Origin of the sequence: Protofrankia sp. CiP1_Cm_nod1 (assembly GCF_920888515.1) — a bacterium.
Taxonomy (GTDB): Bacteria; Actinomycetota; Actinomycetes; order Frankiales; family Frankiaceae; genus Protofrankia.
Window position 1 is genome coordinate 24,114 of sequence record NZ_CAKKTM010000453.1, and the last position, 17,871, is coordinate 41,984.

Genomic DNA, 17,871 nt, shown 5'->3' on the forward strand with positions numbered 1-17,871 from the left:
CTGCCTGGCAGGAGCCGCTGGAACGCCCCCGGCTCCGGGCCGTCACCCGGTATAGCCGGATGACTCCGCTTTCCCGAGACGATGGGTGGGGATCAGCCCCGTCCCCGGCTCCCCGCCCCGCTTCCGCCGTGCGTTCACCGGTTCGGCGTTCACCGGCTCGGCATCCACCGGCTCGGCATCCACCGGCTCGGCATCCACCGGCTCGGCGCTCACCGGCCCGGCGCCGACAGGTTCGGCGCCCACCGGCGCGGCGCCCGACACGGGTGCCGTCGGCTGACCGGTTCCGGCGGCGAAGGACGCGACCGCGGCGATCACCAGTGTCGCGATCGAGAACACGAACACGGCGACGAGGCCGTCCGCGAACGGCCCGGAAATCAGGTTCGGGAAAAAGGCGTGCCCGGTCACGTGGGCACCACCGTCCGGCAGCGCCGCCAGTGTCTGCGGTGTGAGCAGCTGCTCCATCGGGTTGTAGCCGAGAAATGCCGAGAACAGGACGCCGATCGGCGGGAGGCCGGCCACCGTGCGCGCGGTCGCGTCCGGTACGCCCTGCGCCAGCAGGCCATTGAGCATCGTCGACGGCAGGGTCCGGGAGAGACCGATGACGATGAGTGTGAACACCAGGCCGATGGACAGCACGATGGCGGAGTTCTGGAAGGTCGCCGTCATACCGGCGCCGACCCCCCGCTTGTTCGCCGGCAGCCCGTTCATGACATCGGCCCGGTTCGGCGAGGAGAACAGGCCGGTACCGATGCCGTTGACGAACAGAATCAGCGCGAACGACGGATAGGAGAAGTTCACCGGTATGATCATGAAAAGCACGAAGCTGGCAATGACGGTGACAAGACCGCCGACCGTGAACATACGGGCGCCGAACCGGTCGGAGAGCGTTCCCGCCACCGGCGCGGCCACCAGGAAGCCGATCGTCAACGGGATCATGTAGATACCCGCCCACAGCGGCGTCTCGGCAAAGCTGTAGCCGTGCTGTGGCAGCCAGATCCCCTGCAGCCAGATGATGAGCACGAACTGCAGCCCCCCGCGCCCGAGCGACGCCAGCAGGGAAGCGATGTTGCCGGCGGTGAACGAACGGATGCGGAACAGCCGCACATCGAACAGGGGCTCGGCGACCCTCGACTCGATGACCGCGAACACGACCAGGACCGCCAGCCCGCCGGTCATCGCACCGAGCACCCAGGGGCTGGTCCAGCCCATGGTGTGCCCGCCGTAGGGCTGGATGCCGTAGGTGATCCCGATCAGCAGCGTGATCAGCCCGCCGGCGAACGTCGCGTTTCCCCACCAGTCCATCGCGGTGCGTTGCCGCACCCCGTTGTCCCGGAGCTTGGCGTAGGCCCAGAAGGTCCCGAACACGCCGAACGGCACCGATACCAGAAAGACGTAGTGCCAGTTGATGGGGGCGAGCACGCCGCCGAGCAGGAGCCCGATGAACGTACCGGCGATGCCGGCCACCACGTTGATGCCCAGCGCCAGCCCCCGCTGCTGGACCGGGAAGGCGTCGGTGAGGATCGCGGTGGAGTTGGCGAAGATGAACGCCCCGCCCACGCCCTGCACGATCCGCCAGCCGATGAGCCACAGGGCCGCCGCGCTGCCATCCATCCAGGTGAGGGCCAGCAGGACGGAAGAGACGGCGAAAATCGCGAAACCCATGTTGTACATGCGGACGCGCCCGTACATGTCCCCGAGGCGCCCGAAGGTCACCACCAGGACGGCTGTGACGATCAGGAAGCCCAGCATCATCCACAGCAGATAGCTGGTGTTGCCCGGCTGCAACGGGTTGATGTTGATACCACGGAAGATGTCCGGCAGGGCGATCAGGACGATCGAGGAGTTGATCGTGGCCATGAGGATGCCCAACGTGGTGTTGGACAGCGCGATCCACTTGTAGTGCCGGCCCGGCGCGGTGGGCTCGTCGACCACGGCGGACGGTCGTGCCGTGTCGCGGTCGTCCGCCGTGGTCGGCTCTGCATGATCCGTATCCCGCACCTGGCGCCCCTCCTCGAACGTCGGCGATGCCTCGCATCGAAAACTTGCTTAGTAAGACTAAACAAGTTCCGCCCATCAAGGAAGACAGAAAATTCCGATCATGGCATGAAGATCTCAGTTATGACAACAAGTTCACGTCACATACACAACGAGAGCTCTTCTGGGATCGTCCGATGATCAGCTACAGCAGGCGCCGCCGCAGCAGGCGCCACCGCCGGACGGAACAGGCAGCGGCGGGGCCGACGCCGACCCCGCGCGGCTGACAGCGACGGCGGTGAACAGCCGAGTGGTGTCGATATGGCCGTGCGGACATGGATTGTCGGCGGCGGCCGGTTCGGTGATGCCGCGTCGCACCTCGAAACTGGTCTCGCACGTACGGCAACGGTACTGGTACGCAGGCACGGGCTGATTTTACGCCGACCGCTCCACCGCGATGACAAATCACCGTCGCCGCGATCACGGCCCGCCCACACGCCCGCCGGTCCGGGCCGCTGGCAGCGCGACAGTGGTCCTCGCGGGACCTCGCGGGACCTCGCGCTGCCGCGGGCCCGGGTTCCCGGCCGTCCAGGCGGCCCGGCCGGGTGGCGGATTCTCGTCCGGAGCCATCTTAGGACGGGCCGGTTGCCGCCGGTCAGCAGAACCGGACCGGCTGGCCGGTCGCCTCCAGAACCGACAGCCAGAGGTCACCGGCCGGATCGACCTGGCTGCGGTGGCTGATGGCCATCGTGATCGGGACGTGCACGAACCGGCGGCGCCACCGCCCGACGATCACTTCGGTGCGGCCGGACATCGCCGCGTGCACCGCGGCATGCGAGAGCCGGATGCAGTACACACTGTCATAGGGGTTGGCCGGCACGCCGCGGATCACATAGCTCGGGTCGATGTACTTGAGGTTGACCTCCGTCTTCGCGGCGCTGAAGTGGTCCGTGATCCGCCGGGTGAGGAACTTGCCCACGTCCCGCAGCTTCACGTTGCCCGAGGCGTCGCTGCCCTGGGGCGTGTGGGGCTCCTCCTGGGCGAGGAGGTCCTGGCCGGCGCCTTCCGCGACGACGACGACCGCGTGCCCCCGCTCCTCGACGCGCCTGTGCAGGAAACGCAGGAGACCGCCCTCGCCCTCGAACCTGAAGGGCACCTCGGGGACGAGCACGACGTCCGCGTCGCTGTTCGCCAGGGACGCGTAACATGCCAGAAAACCCGAGTGCCGGCCCATGAGTTTGACGACCCCGATACCGTTGGGCGACGACGTCGCCTCGACGTGCGCCGCCCGGATCGATTCCGACGCCTTCGAGAAGGCGGTCTGAAAACCGAAACTCTGGTCGATGTACGGCACGTCGTTGTCAATCGTCTTCGGCACGCCGACAACGGCAATCTTGTCCCCGCGCTCGCGGGCGACCCGGCCGATCTCGAGCGCGCCACGCAGCGAGCCGTCGCCGCCGACCACGAACAGGATGGTGATGCTCATCCGCTCCAGGCAGTCGACGATCTCCTCCGGGTCCTGCTGGCCCCGGGACGTGCCGAGGATCGTTCCGCCGTTCTCGTTGATGGTGCTGACAAGCTCCGGGGTCAGGTCCAGCACGCTGTGGGCGTACCGGGCGATGAACCCCTGGTAGCCGTTGCGGAAACCGAAGATCCGGGTGACGCCGTAGTGGGAGGTCAGTTCCAGGACCAGGCCTCGGATGACGTCGTTGAGGCCGGGACAGAGCCCCCCGCAGGTCACGATTCCGACCCGAGTCTTCGACGGGTCAAAAAAGATCTTCCGTCGCGCCCCGGCCGGCTCGAAGCCGGGCAGGTCGTCCAGTGACACGTTGCGCCGGGAAACCATCGACAGCGTGTCGTCGAGCAGTACGCGGTCGTCCTCGTCGACGTAGTGCTGGGTCGTCCGCTTGTTGTCGATCAGCGGCGCCAGCGGCGACTCGATCCGGCAGGGCCCCAGCACCCTGACCGAAGCATCCGGGACATCGTCCATCAGTAACACGCCCTCGGCGACCCCGGGAGCGGGCCCCCGGGTGGCGGCTGGTCTGCCGGCAGCCGGCCGGCCGGCAGACCAGCCGCCGCACCAGCCGAATTTCCGACACAAAGCAGATATTCTCGAGTGAGACGCACCACGACCGTCAGATCTCCTTTCTCGCCCACTCGCGTCAAAGCGTACCGGCCGAGCTCCCGATGCCGATACGGGAGACCACAAACCACGTAACAACGGACGGCGGATGAAACCCGTCCTTTACCGGGTGGATACACGTGGGAACGGTACCCGGGCCGGCTGCCGGCGGCCGCTGGCGGCTGGGCGGCGGCCTGGCAGCAGGTCGCGGTCAGCGCCGGCCCACAGCCGGGCCGTCCCGGCAACGGTGCCCGCACGAGCCAGGAGTGAGATGACTAACGACGCGCGAAACAGGAAGTGACAAAAAAGACGGAGGGCGTGTAAGTGGACGACCTGGGCCGGCCGGGGCCCCGGGGCCGCCGCCAGCGCGGAGCACGCCCGCCCGTACCCGCCTACACCAGTCCGGCGGTCCGGTCGTGCGGGGTTCCGGCACGTTCGACCGGCCGGGCCGTCAGCACGGGCAGCCGTTCGGCGATGAGCAGGGCGAGGTCGTCGTGCAGGTTGCCGCCGACATGGCCGTGCACGTGGGAGACGAGCCGGTCCAGCGCGGCGTCGAGGGTGACGGCCGCAAGCGCGGCAAGGTGGTCGTCCAGGCGGAAGAAGGCCCGGTCGCTGTTGCGCGCCTCGATCAGGCCGTCGGTGAACAGCAGCAGCCGGTCACCAGAATCCCACCTGCTGGTGGTCACCGTGAAGTGCTCGGCGATACCGAGCGGAGGGCTGGGCTCGATGATCTGTACCGGGCGGGCGGAGCCCCCGGACAGGAGCACGGGCGGCGGGTGCCCCGCCGAGATCATTCGCAGCATCCCGTCCGGATGGACGTCGACGATCAGGACGGTGACGAAGTCCTCGGGCCCCGCCTCCCGGCAGACCGCCCGGGCGCAGGCCTCGGCGACCCGTTCGATCTCCGGGTAGACGACGGCGGCCTCCCGGAACGCGCCGAGGACGACCGTGGTCAGCCGGACCGCCGGCAGCCCCTTGCCCTTCACGTCCCCGATGATCATCCGGGTGCCGGTGGGCGTCGTCACCACCTCGTACAGGTCGCCGCCGACAAGGGTCTCGGCCGCCGCGGAGAGGTAGCGGGCGGCGAACGCGATCCCGTCAACCGCCCCTGGGACGGCCGGCAGCAGCGCCCGCTGGGCCACGTCGGCCACGGCGCGGACGCGTCCCAGTTCCTTCTCCCTGCGCAGCCGCGTCACCGCGACGTAGCCGGCGACACCGGCCTGGATGGCGACCAGGACACAGGATGTGACGTGCTGCCCGCTACCGAAGTCCTCCCAGACTCCTGACACCACGCCCGCGGCCACCGCGGCAAGCCCCACGATCACGGTGACGACCGGCGCCCCGGTGGCCGAGGCGAGCAGCGGCACCAGCCCGTAGAAGCCGGTGAGGTTGATCCGCGGGACGACGATGTCGGCGACGACCAGCACGACCAGCAGGCCCAACGGGCCCAACGGGCCGCTGTCGGTCGCCGTGACCGCGTTTCCGTCTGTCCGCACTGTCCGCATTGTCCCCATCATGACCACAACCAACGAACAAGGAAACGCCGATCACCACGATACGGCCACGGGCCAGCCGCGCCACGCGGCAGGGACGCGGGCCGGGCCGCACCCCGCCGCCCACCGCCGGGCGAGCGGCGACACCACCATGATCCAGCCATGCACAGGAGATCATCGACGCTTGCGCTACAGGTTGCAGTCGCCAACAAGACATGCCCAACACAACACTGCTGGGCCGCAGTAGACACGGGAACATCAACTGTGCACCATCGGTGGCAATGCAGACGAATGATGTGAACCCGACAGGTGGCCGATACCGGCCCGCCACCGACAACGGAGCCGGGCCTGCGCCGGCCGCCGCCCCGCGGATCGTCGCGGCTTCCCGATCCGCATAGGGCCGACGGCCGGGCGGCCAGCGAGGCGGGCACACCCACGTCTGCCACCGGAGAGGACCTCAAAGAAAGATCGGCAACAGTCGACCGGAGAGCACGCGACCATGGTTTCCCTCGGGTGCTCTCCGGCCTGGGCAGACCGTCAGCGGGGGGAACACGGTGTGGAGGCAGACACTGCTTCAGCTACGAGCAAAGATCTTTGCGTCGGCGCGGAAGCGCTCGAGCTCCTCCGCGCTTATGGTGGGCCGTGACGAGCGGGCCGCGGCGAGCAGGTCCTCGGTGCTCACCGGCAGCCGCTCCCCTTCGTCGACCGCGCGGAGGAAGGCCGCCGCCACCGCCCGCTGGACCATGGACGCGAGATCGGCCGGTGTGAACAGCTCCGTCGCCGCGACCACCGGTTCGATGTCGACCTGCTTGTTGTCGATCCGTTCGAGGAAGCGGTCGAGCAGCAGGCGGCGTCCGGGCGCGTCCGGCGGCCCGACCGGGAGGATGAGGTCGAAGCGGCCCGGGCGGACGAACGCCGGGTCGAGCGCCGCGATCGAGTTCGTCGCGCAGATCAGCAGCCGCCCCGGGGTGTTGCGGAACTGGGGGATCGCCTTCAGCAGCTCGTTGACCACGGACTGGCTCTCCGGCCCCACCGCGTCCCGGGACTGGGCGATCTCGTCGACCTCGTCGATGAAGACCACCACCCGTTCGACCTGCATGAGCTCGGTGATGGCCGTGCGCAGCTCCGCGGCGAGGTTGCCGTCGCCCGCCGCGACCAGCCGGGACGGCAGCAGCTCCACGAACGGCCACTCCAGACGTGCCGCCACCGCCCGGGCGAACGATGTCTTACCGGTGCCCGGTGGCCCGAACAGGAGCATGGCCGTCGGGGTGACGACCCCGTACGTCTCGGCCAGTTCGTTTTCCTTGATGGGCAGCAGCAGGCGTTGTTCCACCAGCCTCTTGCCGTCGGCCATACCGGCCAGCCCATGCCACTCGGCCGCGGTCAGCAGGGTGCCGCCCCAGCGTTCCACGGTCGTGACGTCCGCCGGACGCAGCGGTTCGTACTTCTCGTAGAGCGTGAGTCCGGTCTTGGCGAATCCCCGGTTACGGAAGGCCAGCTCACCGAACTGCCCCGGCGCGAGCAGTGTCGTGATGCGGCGGTGCCCGGCGTGCAGCAGCTGGTTCTCCAGCGCCTGGAGGAGGGCGGATCCGATCCCCCGGTAGCGCCAGGCCGGCGAAATCGCCAGCGCGACCACCTGGGCGTGCCCGCGCTCGTATTTCGCGACCGCGACGCCCACGAACTGGTCAGGTGTGACGGCAACGACCGCGGGGGTGCCCTCCCGCAGCGCGAGAATCGTGTCGGTCAGGTCAAAGGACGGTCCTTCCGCGTCGGCTCTGACCTCCTCAAGCAAATGGACCGTCGCAGTGTGATCGTTGGTGTCGTAGGACCGCACGTGCCAGTTCGTCACAGCCGGCTCCCTTCACTCGTGTCACTCGTGCGCAAGTAGGTTGGATTACCTGTCGCGTCGTTCACACTCGGGCGGCACTCGCGGCGGCGGCAAGAATCCCGCAACGCAGGATGAGGAGCGCCCGCGGGCAGGAGTGTCATTTCGTGACATCCTGCCCGCGGGCGCTCCGAAGGAGTCGGATCACCACCCCGCCATGTTCTCCTCCGGGGTCACGGGCGGAGCGGGAAAACAGTGGTATCCGATCTGGTGAGTTGGTCGGCTGTACCGGCCGGCGCGGGTCATCCATCCGCGGAGGGGAGCGCCAGATGACCCGCGCCGGGGTCTCACCCAGGGGCCACGGCCATTGTCGGCGGTCACCTGGGGAGCTTTTTTCACCACATGGTCACCGGCCGCGCGAGCCGGCCCCGAACCGGCCGGGCGCAACCGGCGGGCGGTGGGCGCCCGCCCTTCTCCACCGGGTCGCGGCCGAGGTGGCCGGCGTGCGGCACGGAGATCCACGTGGCGTTATGTCGTTACGATTCCCGGTCGGATTCGCGCCGGCCCGGAAGGGGCGGCCGCAACCAGCCCGGACGAGCAGTGAATATTTCGTCGCGGTAACAGTTCCCGCATTTCCGGTAAACCCGCCGGCGTTCCCGCCACGGGGTGGGCGTCCCGGTACGCCGGGACCGCGGCGGACCGTTCCCCGCGGGCCGCGGCCCGCGCCTCGAGGACGGTCGACGATCATTGTCGCCGCCCCTGCGAGTCGGATCATCAGACCGCGCCCCGCCGAGGCCGTGGGATCGCGCACTCCCCCGCCGACGGGGCGGCGGACAGCAGCTCCCGGCCGGCCCGAGCCAGCTCGTCCGACAGTTCGGTCAGGCCCAGCCGCCGGCCGACGGCGGCGCGCACAGCCCTCAGATGCGTGAGCAGGGCACGGGCCTGGTCGATCTCCTCGTCCGGCGCGCCGTCGGCGATCAACCGGGCGAGCGACGTCATGACATCGCTTTCCGAGGTCACAGCCTCGGCATATTCACGTGCGGCTATCCATAGCCGGGCCGCGGTGTGCTGCCAGTCGGCCATCGCCGCGGCCATCGCGGCGGCCATCGGCACCGGGGCTGCGATGCGCTGCAACGTCGGCGTGCTCACCGTGGTACCCGTGGCGCCGGCGGGTTGACCAGCTGGCGGCGCAGCGCACGGCGCTCGTCCTCGTCCAGGCCGCCCCACACCCCCGCGTCCTGCCCGGTGCCAAGCGCCCAGTTGAGGCATTCCCGGATCACCAGACAGCGGCGGCAGACGGCCTTGGCCTCCTCCAGCTGCCGCAGGGCCGGCCCGGTGGTACCGACGGGGAAGAACAGCTCCGGGTCCTCGTCCCGGCAGGCGCTGCGCTGGCGCCAGACTTCCAAATCCTCCGCGGACTGCGGCTCCTGCGCTTGGACCCGGCTCCACATGTATGCGGAGTTCACGTCCTCGAACTGGCCGCGCAACTCGCCGTCGGCGTCCAGCACAAGAACTCTGCTACCCATACGACACCGTCCTGTGGTCGCGTCGAGATGAAGACTAAATCGAGCAGAAGCGTATGGCCGGCCCATGTTGCTGTCTACTCACAATGTTTCCGAACGCGAGATCCGGGAATAGTACCCACGGAGGCCCGCGGAACCCGGAAATAAGGCCTGGAGGACAACAGCCGGCGCTCCTGATTCGTTCGGGATGGTGGAATTCAGGGCCCGGTGGTACAGCTACCGGCCAGTTCACGGATCCGCACGATCACCGTCCGGATACTCCGCGTGTGCCCGAGTCCCACCGTGGCGGGGTTCCGGCCGGGGCCGCATACGGGGCCGACGAATACCCGCGGGGGCGGAATCCGGGAAAAATCAAGGTGCTCCCCCGCGGGCCAACCAGGAACAACGACTCACCACAGATGACCGCGGGTCCTTAGACTCCGGTGGGGGGGTTGGCTACGTTCCGAGTACATGCCTTGACATGACGGCCAAATGGGAGAAGGTCAGATGCCTCCTCGAAGGGTTACCATCGGTCCGTTGCAGCATGCACGCCAGATCCGCGGCCTGTCTCTGGCGCGGGCAGCGGAAGAGATCAAGAGTCTCGCCGAGGACATCGGTAGACCGTGGGATGCGTTGACCGCACAGCGCCTCTCGGAGTACGAGGGCGGCAAGCGCCCAAGCTGGGAACACTGTGATCTCCTTGCTCGCTATTACTGCACGAATGTCGTTGCCCTAGGCTGGGCGTGCGACTACACCGGGCCCGAAAGCGGGGCCCTGGCACTCCTGGCCAATTCAGTTGACGATGGGGAGGCTCGATGGGCAGACGCCGATCTCGACCTTCTGTGGAGACCTGACGGATTGAACGTCGGGTTCGAGGAGGTGACCGCCAACATGGAAAGGCGGAAGTTTCTGAGTGTGTCCGGCGTGGCACTGACATCGGTCGCGCACCACTGGCTCATGACCGATTCAGCCGGGCTCGCCGCGACACTCGAGGGAAAGCGTGTGAGCGACTCGCTCGTCGCCGGCTTCGAGCGGCGGGTCGAAACGCTTCGCCGAATGGATGACGTTCTCGGAGGAGATGACATATACGAGCTGTCCATGGCGGAGCTGCGGGTCGCCGTGCGCGTCCTGCGGACCGCGCTGTACGGCCACGCCCACGAGGCGCGGCTGTACGCCGTCGCCGCGGAGCTCGCCCGGCTGGCGGGCTGGGCCGCGTTCGACAGCGGCTACCACGGGGGCGCCCAGCGCCTGTGGATGGTGGCGCTACGGGCCGCTGGGGAGGCCGGGCAGCCGGCGCTGGGGGCCAACATCCTGCGCTGCATGGCCGAGCAGGCGTCCTGGTACGGCGACCCGAACGACGCCATCACCATGCTCCGCTCGGCCCAGGCCGGCGCCCGCACCGCGATGACCGCCACCGAGAAAGCAGCCATCTCCGGCGCGCTCGCTCTCGCGTACGGCCGGGCGGGTGAAAGCGCCTCGGCCGCAAGAACTGCCGAGGACGCGGTTCATCTCATCAATCAGTCTCAGCCGGCAGAGGATCCGCCGCATATTTACTGGTGCGTGCCGCCCTGTATTTCACTGTTCGCCGGTGAGGCGTTGTTGTCCAGTGGCGACGGGGCCGCCGCGATTCCCTACCTGGATGCCGCAGCCGAGGGCCTGGCCGGTGATTTCCCGCGCGCCCGGGTGGAAGCCATGACCAGGTTGGGTGTCGCGCACGTGCGGGCCGGAGATGCCGAAGCAGCGGTTCAGCTCGGGCACCAGGCCGTCGAACAGGCGGCCCTTCTCGACTCCGGTATGGCCGGCAGAGATGTGGCGACGCTGTGCCGTGAGATCGAACTTACCGGATACCCCGGAGCCGCCGATCTCACGGATCACGCCCGCGTCGCGCTGACCGCTGTCGGCTCAGCCTGACCGGCCCGCGGGCAGCTCCACAGGCCACACAGCCATGATCCTTCCAGGTCGGAGGCTCCGGTTCGGACCGGCTCCGCCGGCCGGACGGAGCCGGCGGACCCGGACCGCCTGATTACTGAAGGCGACATCATATTCGGTTTCCGTGACAGGAACCGGCTCTACGTTCCGGCGCCGGACAGGGCACCGAGGGCCTCGGAGGCAGTCGGGACGACACCACCGTCCCGGCTGCCTCTTTCCCTTTTGCCCTGAAAGACCGATTCGGCACAATTAAATGATCTTCAAGGTCATTGTCAACACTGTGATACTCGTCACATCAATAGATCAACCTAGCCCAACCCAGGCCAAATTTTCAAGATCCAATCTTTCGGAGAACACACGAGGATCACATATACGATCTTCATCGGCGACTCCTGTGGGCGACGAATCCAATCCTTACAGTAATGACGATTACGGAGAGTTAAATATACCCGAAGTGTCCCGCCAAATGCCCACCCGCGGGGCACATCTGGACCACGCCACGAACAGGGCAGCCGGTAAGACAGCGGCAGAAGAATCCGGATCTTCAGGGCCTTTCTGCCCGGCCACCGGGCCGGGAAACTGATAGCCAGGTCACGCCCGGGCGGACCGCCCGGGTTTGTCCACCCGGCCGGACGACCGGCGTGCGGTGGGTATGCGGTGGGTATTCCGCCCACGCCGGTATTCACGCGCTCCCCGCCACCGGCCCAGCCAGGCAGCCGGCCCCGTGGGCCCATCACGGAAGAAACATGATCGATTCAGCCCCGCCCTCGGACCGGGCCCAGTGGGTACTGATCGCCCGAATACCGGCTCGCGCCGGCGGAGATCAGCCAAACGGAAGATCTATCAAACAAGATCGATTTTTCCGGCGTCAGCAAGCCGTCAGAGACGGGTCACACCGGGCAGCCGCCCCAGGACAGGCAGGGCCACGAAGCCCTCGGCGTAGGCGGCCCCGATCCGAGCGCCCCACAGCCGGCCGAGGTTCTCGGCCATGGGAGCGAACTCCTCGCTGATCGGCTGGGTGCCACCGTGCGCACGCAGTGCCCGGAGCTTGACGTCGAAGGTGGCCGTGACATCGACGATCGTGGTGGCCCGCACCGGGCCGTCCATGGTCAGGGAGTTGTAGCTGTCGCAGGTGTAGAGCCGGCGCGGGCAGCCGGTGGCGAGCACCGCCCGCGGCAGGGCCTCGAGCACGGCCGCCGCGACCCGCCGGTGGCGCGGGTGGACGTCGGCCGGCGGATGGGTCACCACTATCTCGGGAGAGAGCTCGACCAACAGCTCCTGGAGCTCGACGGCGAGCCGTTCGGGGTCGAGGACGCGCAGGCACGCGCCGAGAATGCGCGCTCCCGCGGCGGCCTCGGCCATCCGGTCGGCGGTGTTGCGCGGGACGGCGACGGTGACCTCGGCCGCCCGGGCGTGCAGGGCAAGGGTGCCGCCGGCCCACAGCTCCGCGTCGTCGGGATGGGCCATCACCGCGAGCACGCTGCCCGGACGGGCCGTCCCGGCCGTCCCGGCCGGCGTGGCCGTCCCAGCCGCCGGATCGTGGTCATTCATGCCGCTGTCCGTTCACGTCCACCCACGCCCTAACCCATCCCGAAATAGCTTCCATTGATCAGGTCGGGATCGGCGGCGAGAGCCGCCGCGGTGTCGCTGAAGGCTATCCGGCCCCGGTCGAGGATGTACCCGCGGTCCGCCGCGGCGAGGGCGAGCGACACATGCTGCTCGATCAGCAGAATGCCGGTGCCGTGCTCGTCCGCCAGCCGGCGCAGGACGGCCAGCAGGCTGAGCGCGAGATCGGTCGCCAGGCCGGCGGAGAACTCGTCGACCAGCAGCAGCCGCGGCCGGCGGGCGACGGCGCTGGCCAGCGCGAGCTGCTGCCGTTCGCCCCCGGAGAGCTCGCCGCTGCCACGGTCGAGCAGGGGGCGCAGGGTGGGGAAGCTCTCCAGCGTCTTCTCGATCTGGTCACCGGGCCGGCGGCCGACAGCCAGCCGCAGGATCTGGCGGACCGTCAGGCCGCGCAGCGGCGTGCCGCCCTGCGGCACCACCGCCAGGCCGCGGCGGGCGAGCCTGGCCGGGTGCGCCCGCCGCACCGGCTGCCCGAGCACGGTTATCCGGCCGCCCAACGGCGCGATCGTCCCGGTCACCGTGCGGACCAGGGTCGTCTTGCCACCGCCGTTGGGCCCCAGCAGGGCGACGACCTCGCCGGCCCGGACCTCAAGCGAAAGGTCGTGCAGCACGGGAACACCCGCGTACCCGCTGACGACCTTCTCGACGAGAAGTGCCCGCTCCGGCCGGGCCTGCGTGGGCAGCCGTACCGTGCTGGCCGGCGGAGCGCCGAGGTAGATCTCACGGACCTCGGCGCGCTCGCGGATCTCCGCCGGCGGGCCGTGCGCGACCATCCGGCCGCCGCTGAGCACCACGACGTCGTCGCAGGCCTCGAAGACCAGTTTGATGTCATGGTCGACGAGCAGGATCGCGCAGCCACGTTCGGCCAGCCGTCGTATCCGGCCGGTGAGGACGGATCGGGCGGCCGAGTCCAGGCCGGCCGCCGGCTCGTCCACCAGCAGCACCTGGCCACCCGCGGCCAGCGCCCGGCCGAGGCCGACGGCGAGCCGTTCGTCGTGGTTGAGCATGGCCGGCAGTTGCTCCGCGACCGCGCCCAGCTCCAGCGTCCAGGCGGGTTCCGGCCCGGCGACCGCCAGGTTCTCGGCGACGGAGAGATCCTCGAACAGTTCCAGGGACTGGAAGGTGCGGGCCAGGCCCCGGCGGAACCGTTCGTGCGGTGGCAGTGTGTTCAGCACCGTCCCGTCCAGGATGATCCGGCCGGCGCTGGACGGGGTGAATCCCGTGATCGCGTCTATCAGGGTGGTCTTCCCGGCGCCGTTCGGCCCGATGAGGCCGGTCACCCGACCAGCACGCAGCGCGAACGACACGTCGTGGACGACCTCGACCTTCCCGTAGCGGACGCACAGCCCGTCGACGTCCAGACGTATGGTCACCGGGCCACCTCGGCATGTCGGGCCAGCCGCCGGGCCGGCTTCGATTGTCGTGGATCGTAGGCAAGCCCTTCCGGACGCACCACCACCAGGACGACCAGGGCGACACCGCACAGCAACGACTGGTAGCGCGCGAGATGGCCGAAGTTGTCCAGCACCGTGAACACCACACCGCCGGGGGCCAGCAGGCCGCCCAGCATCGCCCCGCGCACGCTCATCACCCCGCCGACCGACGCGATCGCCAGGAAGAACAGGGACGCGAACACCCCGAAGGAGTCGAACGACAGCCTGCCCTGGCCGTAACCGATGAGGCATCCGCCGAGACCGGCGATCCCGGCGGAGACGGCGGACGCGAGCAGCTTGGTCCGGGCGGCGTCGACGCCCATGGCCGATGCCGCCCGCTCGTTGGAGCGGACCGCGAGCATGCGCAGGCCCGACGTGGACCCGCGCAGCCGGGCCACCCCGAAGCCGCACAGCGCGAACACGCCAAGGCAGAGCAGCCCGTACCCCAGCCGTGGGAAGCCCTTCCCGGCCACCCCGAGGTCGAGGCCGAAGAGCTCCGGCGGCGGGACGACCGAGCCGGCAAGCCCACCGGTAATCAACGGGTTCACAAAAACGATCTCCTGGAAGGCGACCCCGGCGGTGAGCGTGACGATGGCCAGATCGACCCCTCGGATCCGCCGCGACAACGCCCCGAGCACCAGGCCCGCGACGGTGGCCGCCGCGGTGGCGAGCAGCGGCGCGAGCGGGAACGGCACGCCCAGACCGCCCTGCAGCCGGGCCAGCAGGAACCCGGCCACCCCGGCCAGCGACATCTGCGCGAGGGAGAGCTGGCCGGCGAACCCGGTCAGCACGACGAAGGACAGGCACACCACGGCGGCAGCCAGGCTGCGTTCCAGGCCCAGCCGGTAGGGGCCGCTGAGAACGAGCAGCGTGAGCGTTCCGGCCGGCACGAGGACGGCGAGATCGCGCAACGGACGTCCGGTCGGCTCCGCGCGCGGCAGCCGCGCGACCGCTGCCACGGCCCTGGCCCGCCCGGGTATGAGCTGGCCGCGGGTGACCGCGACGACGATGAGGACGAGCAACGGGAACAGCGTCCGCAGACCGGGCTGGTTGAGCCATGGGACGTCGTGCTGCAGAGGCAGGAGAACCGACTGGAGCATGCCGAGCAGCAGCGCGCCGACAATGGTGGCGCCGAACGACGACAGCCCACCGAGCAGCGCCGCCGCGAGCGCGGGAACAATGAAAAGAGTGTAGGTGGACGGGCTCAACACGCTGATCGGGGCGACGAGTATCCCGGCGAGCGCGCCGAGTACGGACGCCACGACCCAGCTCACCGCGGCGACCGCCTCCGGGCGGTAACCGAACTGTTCCACCGCCTCGTCGGATTCGGCGACCGCCTTGGTGGCGAGCCCGAACAGCGTCCAGCGGGACACCGCCCACATGATCATGCCAATGCCCGTGACCAGTACCGCGAGCAGCGGACGGTCGACCGGAAGGGCCACTCCGAACGCGGAGAAAGATTTCTGCGGAAGTACGGAATCGATGAACCTGTTGTCCGACCCGAACTGCAGTACCGCCAGCGCCTGGAGGGCGATCATGAGGCCGACCGAGGCGACCAGGGACAGGGCTGGCGGGGCGTGCCGGAGCGGCCTGAATATGAGAAAGTACACAAGCAGGCCGAGGAGCGCGGCCATGGCCAGCGACACGGCCAACGCCAGCGCGAAGGTGGGGCGGTCGGTCAGATGAATACGGGGCGGAAGACCCACGACGGGCAGGACGATGTCCCCCACGTCCCGCAGTTCCGCATACTGGTAGGTGGCGTACATTGCGAACGCGGCGTGCGCGACATTGACCACCCCCGAGGCGCGGTGTATCAGCACCAGCCCAAGCCCCAGCGCCGCATACACCGCGCCCGCGCCCAGACCCAGGATCAGTGCCGCGACATACGTGGACACAGCGCTCTCCAATCGACAGGGCAGCCCGTTGCGGACCAACACGGTGCCTTGTGGGCTAAGGCAGTGTAACTTCTGGCAATATGACGCTGTCCCGCCGTGTCGTCGCAGCAGCCGCAGTCACGTTGGCCGTCCTCGCCGGGTGCACCAGCCAGCGCGGCAGCGGCTCCAACAGCCCAGGTCAGGCCGCAAACCACCTGAACGGGCCACCTGTCAAGATCGGCTTCGTCTCCATGGAGAACACCCCGCTCGGGTCGTTTCCCGAGACACGAATAGCTGCCGAGAGGGCCGTCGCCTACGCCAACGCCGTGCTTGGCGGGGTTCACGGCCGGCCGCTCGAACTCGTCCCCTGTGCAACAAATGGCTCACCGGAGTCGTCCCAGGACTGTGCCAACCGGCTCATAGCCGCGGGCCCCGTGGCCGTGGTCGGCGGGGTGGATCTGAGCACCGAGGCGGCCATGTCGCTCTACCAGCAGGCCGGCATTCCCTATGTCAGCGGATCACCCCAGCTGAGCGGGGAGCTGAGCTCGCCCAACTCCTTCTCGCTGACCGGTGGCACGCTCACGGAACTGCTCGGGATCACCGAGTACCTGACCACCACCAGGCATGTCACAAAGGTTCACGCCCTGTACGCGGACCTGCCCGGGCTGCTGACCGCCGCCATTCAGGGATCCAGGAGCATCCTGCAGAAGAAAGGAGTCTCGGAGATCCAGCTGGTATCGGAGAAAGTGGACACGGCGGACTTCGCCCCGGCGGTCAGCCAGGTCGCGTCCGGGAACCCGGACGCGATCGTCGTTGTTTTCCCGGCCCAGTCGTGTGCCCGTATAGCCCAGGCCGCCGGCAGCCTTCAGGTGAAAGCACCGATATACTTCGTCGGCTCCTGTGCGACGGCCGCGGTGGCACGTGCCGGCGGCCAGGCCACCAGTAACATGAACTTCGCCTCCAGCTATCTTCCGCTCGACTCGACCGGTGATGACAAGGATGCCAAAGCATTCCGTGATAATGTACCGGAAGCATCGCGCTCGCCGTTGTCACAGGCGTCTTTCTCGACCGTTCTCGCGGTACGGTCACTGCTCGCCGAGATCACACAGACGACCTCCGGAGATCTGCGGGACGCGTTCAGGGCGGCCCGGGACCATCCGAACGTGATGGCCCATCCGTTCACCTGTGACGGCACCCTGATAAAGGCGTTCCCGGCGGTCTGCAACACGGCGGTACGCATCCTGCGGTGGTCGGACGGAAGGTTCGTCGACGCCACCGGCACCTGGGTGGACGGCCGCGGGCTCATGTCACTGATCGGATGATCGTCAGGCTCACCGGCCCGCCGGCACCGCCGATCGCTGGCGGCGCCGGCGGGCCGGGCATCCCCGACGCCCGCGCGGCATCCCCGGCGCCCGCGCGGCACCCTCACGCGCACGACGGCCCTGCATCCTGGCATCGAGACGGGCGCCGGGACGGCCAGCCCGCGACCGCCTCGATGCAATCCGTATTGACAACGGTTTCCAGATCGGGGACAGTTCCGCTCGGATGAACCACCCCGAGCGCCCAGGAGGTTCCGTGTCCCTGACCGTCTCCCCCGACCTGCTCGCCCAGGCCGAACGCGGCCACGTCCCGGACGACGCCTTCCTCGCCTGCGTGCGCGACTCGCTGCCGTACGCCTACGAGCTCGTCGAACGGCTCGCGGGCAGGCTGCCCGGCAGCGATCGCGACTTCGCGGACAACCTCGTCCCACCGCCGGACGACGCGGCGCAGGGGCAGCTGCTGCGGGCGATGGCGAGCACCGCCATCCGGGCCGCGCTGGAGAAGCGCTTCGGCGTGGCCCTCGCCTTCCAGAACTGTCACCGCCTGGCCGCGTTCCGGCCGGAGGCGGTCGGTGGGGAGCAGCACCGACGATTCATCTCCAACGAGAGCCAGGTACTCAACCAGCAGCCGGAGTTCGTCAACTGCTGATCGTCAACCGCTGATCCCGCCGCTGGCCAACGGGCCCGGCGTACCGCCGTGCGCGGGCGCGCCACCGGGCCCGGGCAGCGGGCTCGCCTCGCCCGCGGCGCCCCCGGCCGGCCGGGTCCCCCCTCGGG

The 17,871-nt window shown here is 68.9% G+C and carries 13 protein-coding genes; 3 read left to right on the forward strand and 10 right to left on the reverse strand.

Features of this window, described 5'->3' with window-relative positions; genetic code table 11:
- Positions 1–42: 42 nt before the first annotated feature.
- From NBX02_RS21040 to NBX02_RS21070, 7 genes are all read right to left on the reverse strand, one after another.
- On the reverse strand, positions 43–1,998 hold the full coding sequence (locus NBX02_RS21040; RefSeq protein ID WP_250283013.1) for an MFS transporter: 1,956 nt from the start codon (positions 1,996–1,998) through the stop codon (positions 43–45).
- 177 nt (positions 1,999–2,175) lie between these two features.
- On the reverse strand, positions 2,176–2,400 hold the full coding sequence (locus tag NBX02_RS21045) for an FmdB family zinc ribbon protein (protein ID WP_250283015.1): 225 nt from the start codon (positions 2,398–2,400) through the stop codon (positions 2,176–2,178).
- Between the two features lie 229 nt (positions 2,401–2,629).
- Positions 2,630–3,964, reverse strand: a complete 1,335-nt coding sequence (locus NBX02_RS21050) for an ATP-dependent 6-phosphofructokinase (protein WP_250283017.1) — start codon at positions 3,962–3,964, stop codon at positions 2,630–2,632.
- 524 nt (positions 3,965–4,488) lie between these two features.
- Positions 4,489–5,601 (reverse strand): PP2C family protein-serine/threonine phosphatase, encoded by a 1,113-nt coding sequence (locus NBX02_RS21055; RefSeq protein ID WP_250283021.1) that lies wholly within the window; start codon positions 5,599–5,601, stop codon positions 4,489–4,491.
- A gap of 562 nt (positions 5,602–6,163) precedes the next feature.
- Positions 6,164–7,438, reverse strand: a complete 1,275-nt coding sequence (locus NBX02_RS21060) for a GNAT family N-acetyltransferase (protein WP_250283023.1) — start codon at positions 7,436–7,438, stop codon at positions 6,164–6,166.
- 750 nt (positions 7,439–8,188) lie between these two features.
- The gene (locus tag NBX02_RS21065; RefSeq protein WP_250283024.1) at positions 8,189–8,563 is read right to left on the reverse strand and encodes a hypothetical protein; all 375 of its coding nucleotides are present in this window, start codon (positions 8,561–8,563) and stop codon (positions 8,189–8,191) included.
- Positions 8,560–8,865, reverse strand: a complete 306-nt coding sequence (locus tag NBX02_RS21070; protein ID WP_250283032.1) for a WhiB family transcriptional regulator — start codon at positions 8,863–8,865, stop codon at positions 8,560–8,562. The genes NBX02_RS21065 and NBX02_RS21070 overlap by 4 nt, the downstream gene beginning before the upstream one ends.
- A 558-nt stretch (positions 8,866–9,423) precedes the next feature.
- On the opposite strand from NBX02_RS21070, the gene NBX02_RS21075 reads away from it, so the two are divergent.
- Positions 9,424–10,827, forward strand: a complete 1,404-nt coding sequence (locus NBX02_RS21075; RefSeq protein WP_250283026.1) for an XRE family transcriptional regulator — start codon at positions 9,424–9,426, stop codon at positions 10,825–10,827.
- An 897-nt stretch (positions 10,828–11,724) separates the two neighbouring features.
- Here NBX02_RS21075 and NBX02_RS21080 read toward each other — a convergent pair.
- The 3 genes from NBX02_RS21080 to NBX02_RS21090 are packed head-to-tail and all read right to left on the reverse strand — an operon-like array spanning position 11,725 to position 15,796.
- Positions 11,725–12,396, reverse strand: coding sequence for a PIG-L family deacetylase (locus NBX02_RS21080; RefSeq protein WP_250292682.1), 672 nt, complete (start codon positions 12,394–12,396; stop codon positions 11,725–11,727).
- Between the two features lie 29 nt (positions 12,397–12,425).
- Positions 12,426–13,841: an ATP-binding cassette domain-containing protein gene (locus NBX02_RS21085; protein WP_250286898.1), complete on the reverse strand. Its 1,416-nt coding sequence runs from the start codon at positions 13,839–13,841 to the stop codon at positions 12,426–12,428.
- Positions 13,838–15,796, reverse strand: a complete 1,959-nt coding sequence (locus NBX02_RS21090; protein WP_250286896.1) for a branched-chain amino acid ABC transporter permease — start codon at positions 15,794–15,796, stop codon at positions 13,838–13,840. The genes NBX02_RS21085 and NBX02_RS21090 overlap by 4 nt, the downstream gene beginning before the upstream one ends.
- Positions 15,797–15,876: 80 nt before the next feature.
- Here NBX02_RS21090 and NBX02_RS21095 point away from each other — a divergent pair, with 80 nt between their 5' ends.
- A complete protein-coding gene (locus NBX02_RS21095; protein ID WP_250286893.1) occupies positions 15,877–17,097 on the forward strand; it encodes an ABC transporter substrate-binding protein in 1,221 nt (406 codons plus the stop codon).
- Positions 17,098–17,350: 253 nt separating this feature from the next.
- The gene (locus NBX02_RS21100) at positions 17,351–17,743 is read left to right on the forward strand and encodes an SCO5389 family protein (RefSeq protein ID WP_250286891.1); all 393 of its coding nucleotides are present in this window, start codon (positions 17,351–17,353) and stop codon (positions 17,741–17,743) included.
- The last annotated feature ends 128 nt before the right edge of the window (positions 17,744–17,871 follow it).

Excerpts from the sequence above, each read along its gene's own strand:
- NBX02_RS21080 (WP_250292682.1), bottom strand. The coding sequence starts at position 12,396 with ATGAATGACCACGATCCGGCGGCTGGGACGGCCACGCCGGCCGGGACG.
- NBX02_RS21050 (WP_250283017.1), bottom strand. The coding sequence starts at position 3,964 with ATGGACGATGTCCCGGATGCTTCGGTCAGGGTGCTGGGGCCCTGCCGG.
- NBX02_RS21075 (WP_250283026.1), top strand. The coding sequence starts at position 9,424 with ATGCCTCCTCGAAGGGTTACCATCGGTCCGTTGCAGCATGCACGCCAG.
- NBX02_RS21095 (WP_250286893.1), top strand. The coding sequence starts at position 15,877 with ATGACGCTGTCCCGCCGTGTCGTCGCAGCAGCCGCAGTCACGTTGGCC.
- NBX02_RS21070 (WP_250283032.1), bottom strand. The coding sequence starts at position 8,865 with ATGTGGAGCCGGGTCCAAGCGCAGGAGCCGCAGTCCGCGGAGGATTTG.
- NBX02_RS21055 (WP_250283021.1), bottom strand. The coding sequence starts at position 5,601 with ATGCGGACAGTGCGGACAGACGGAAACGCGGTCACGGCGACCGACAGC.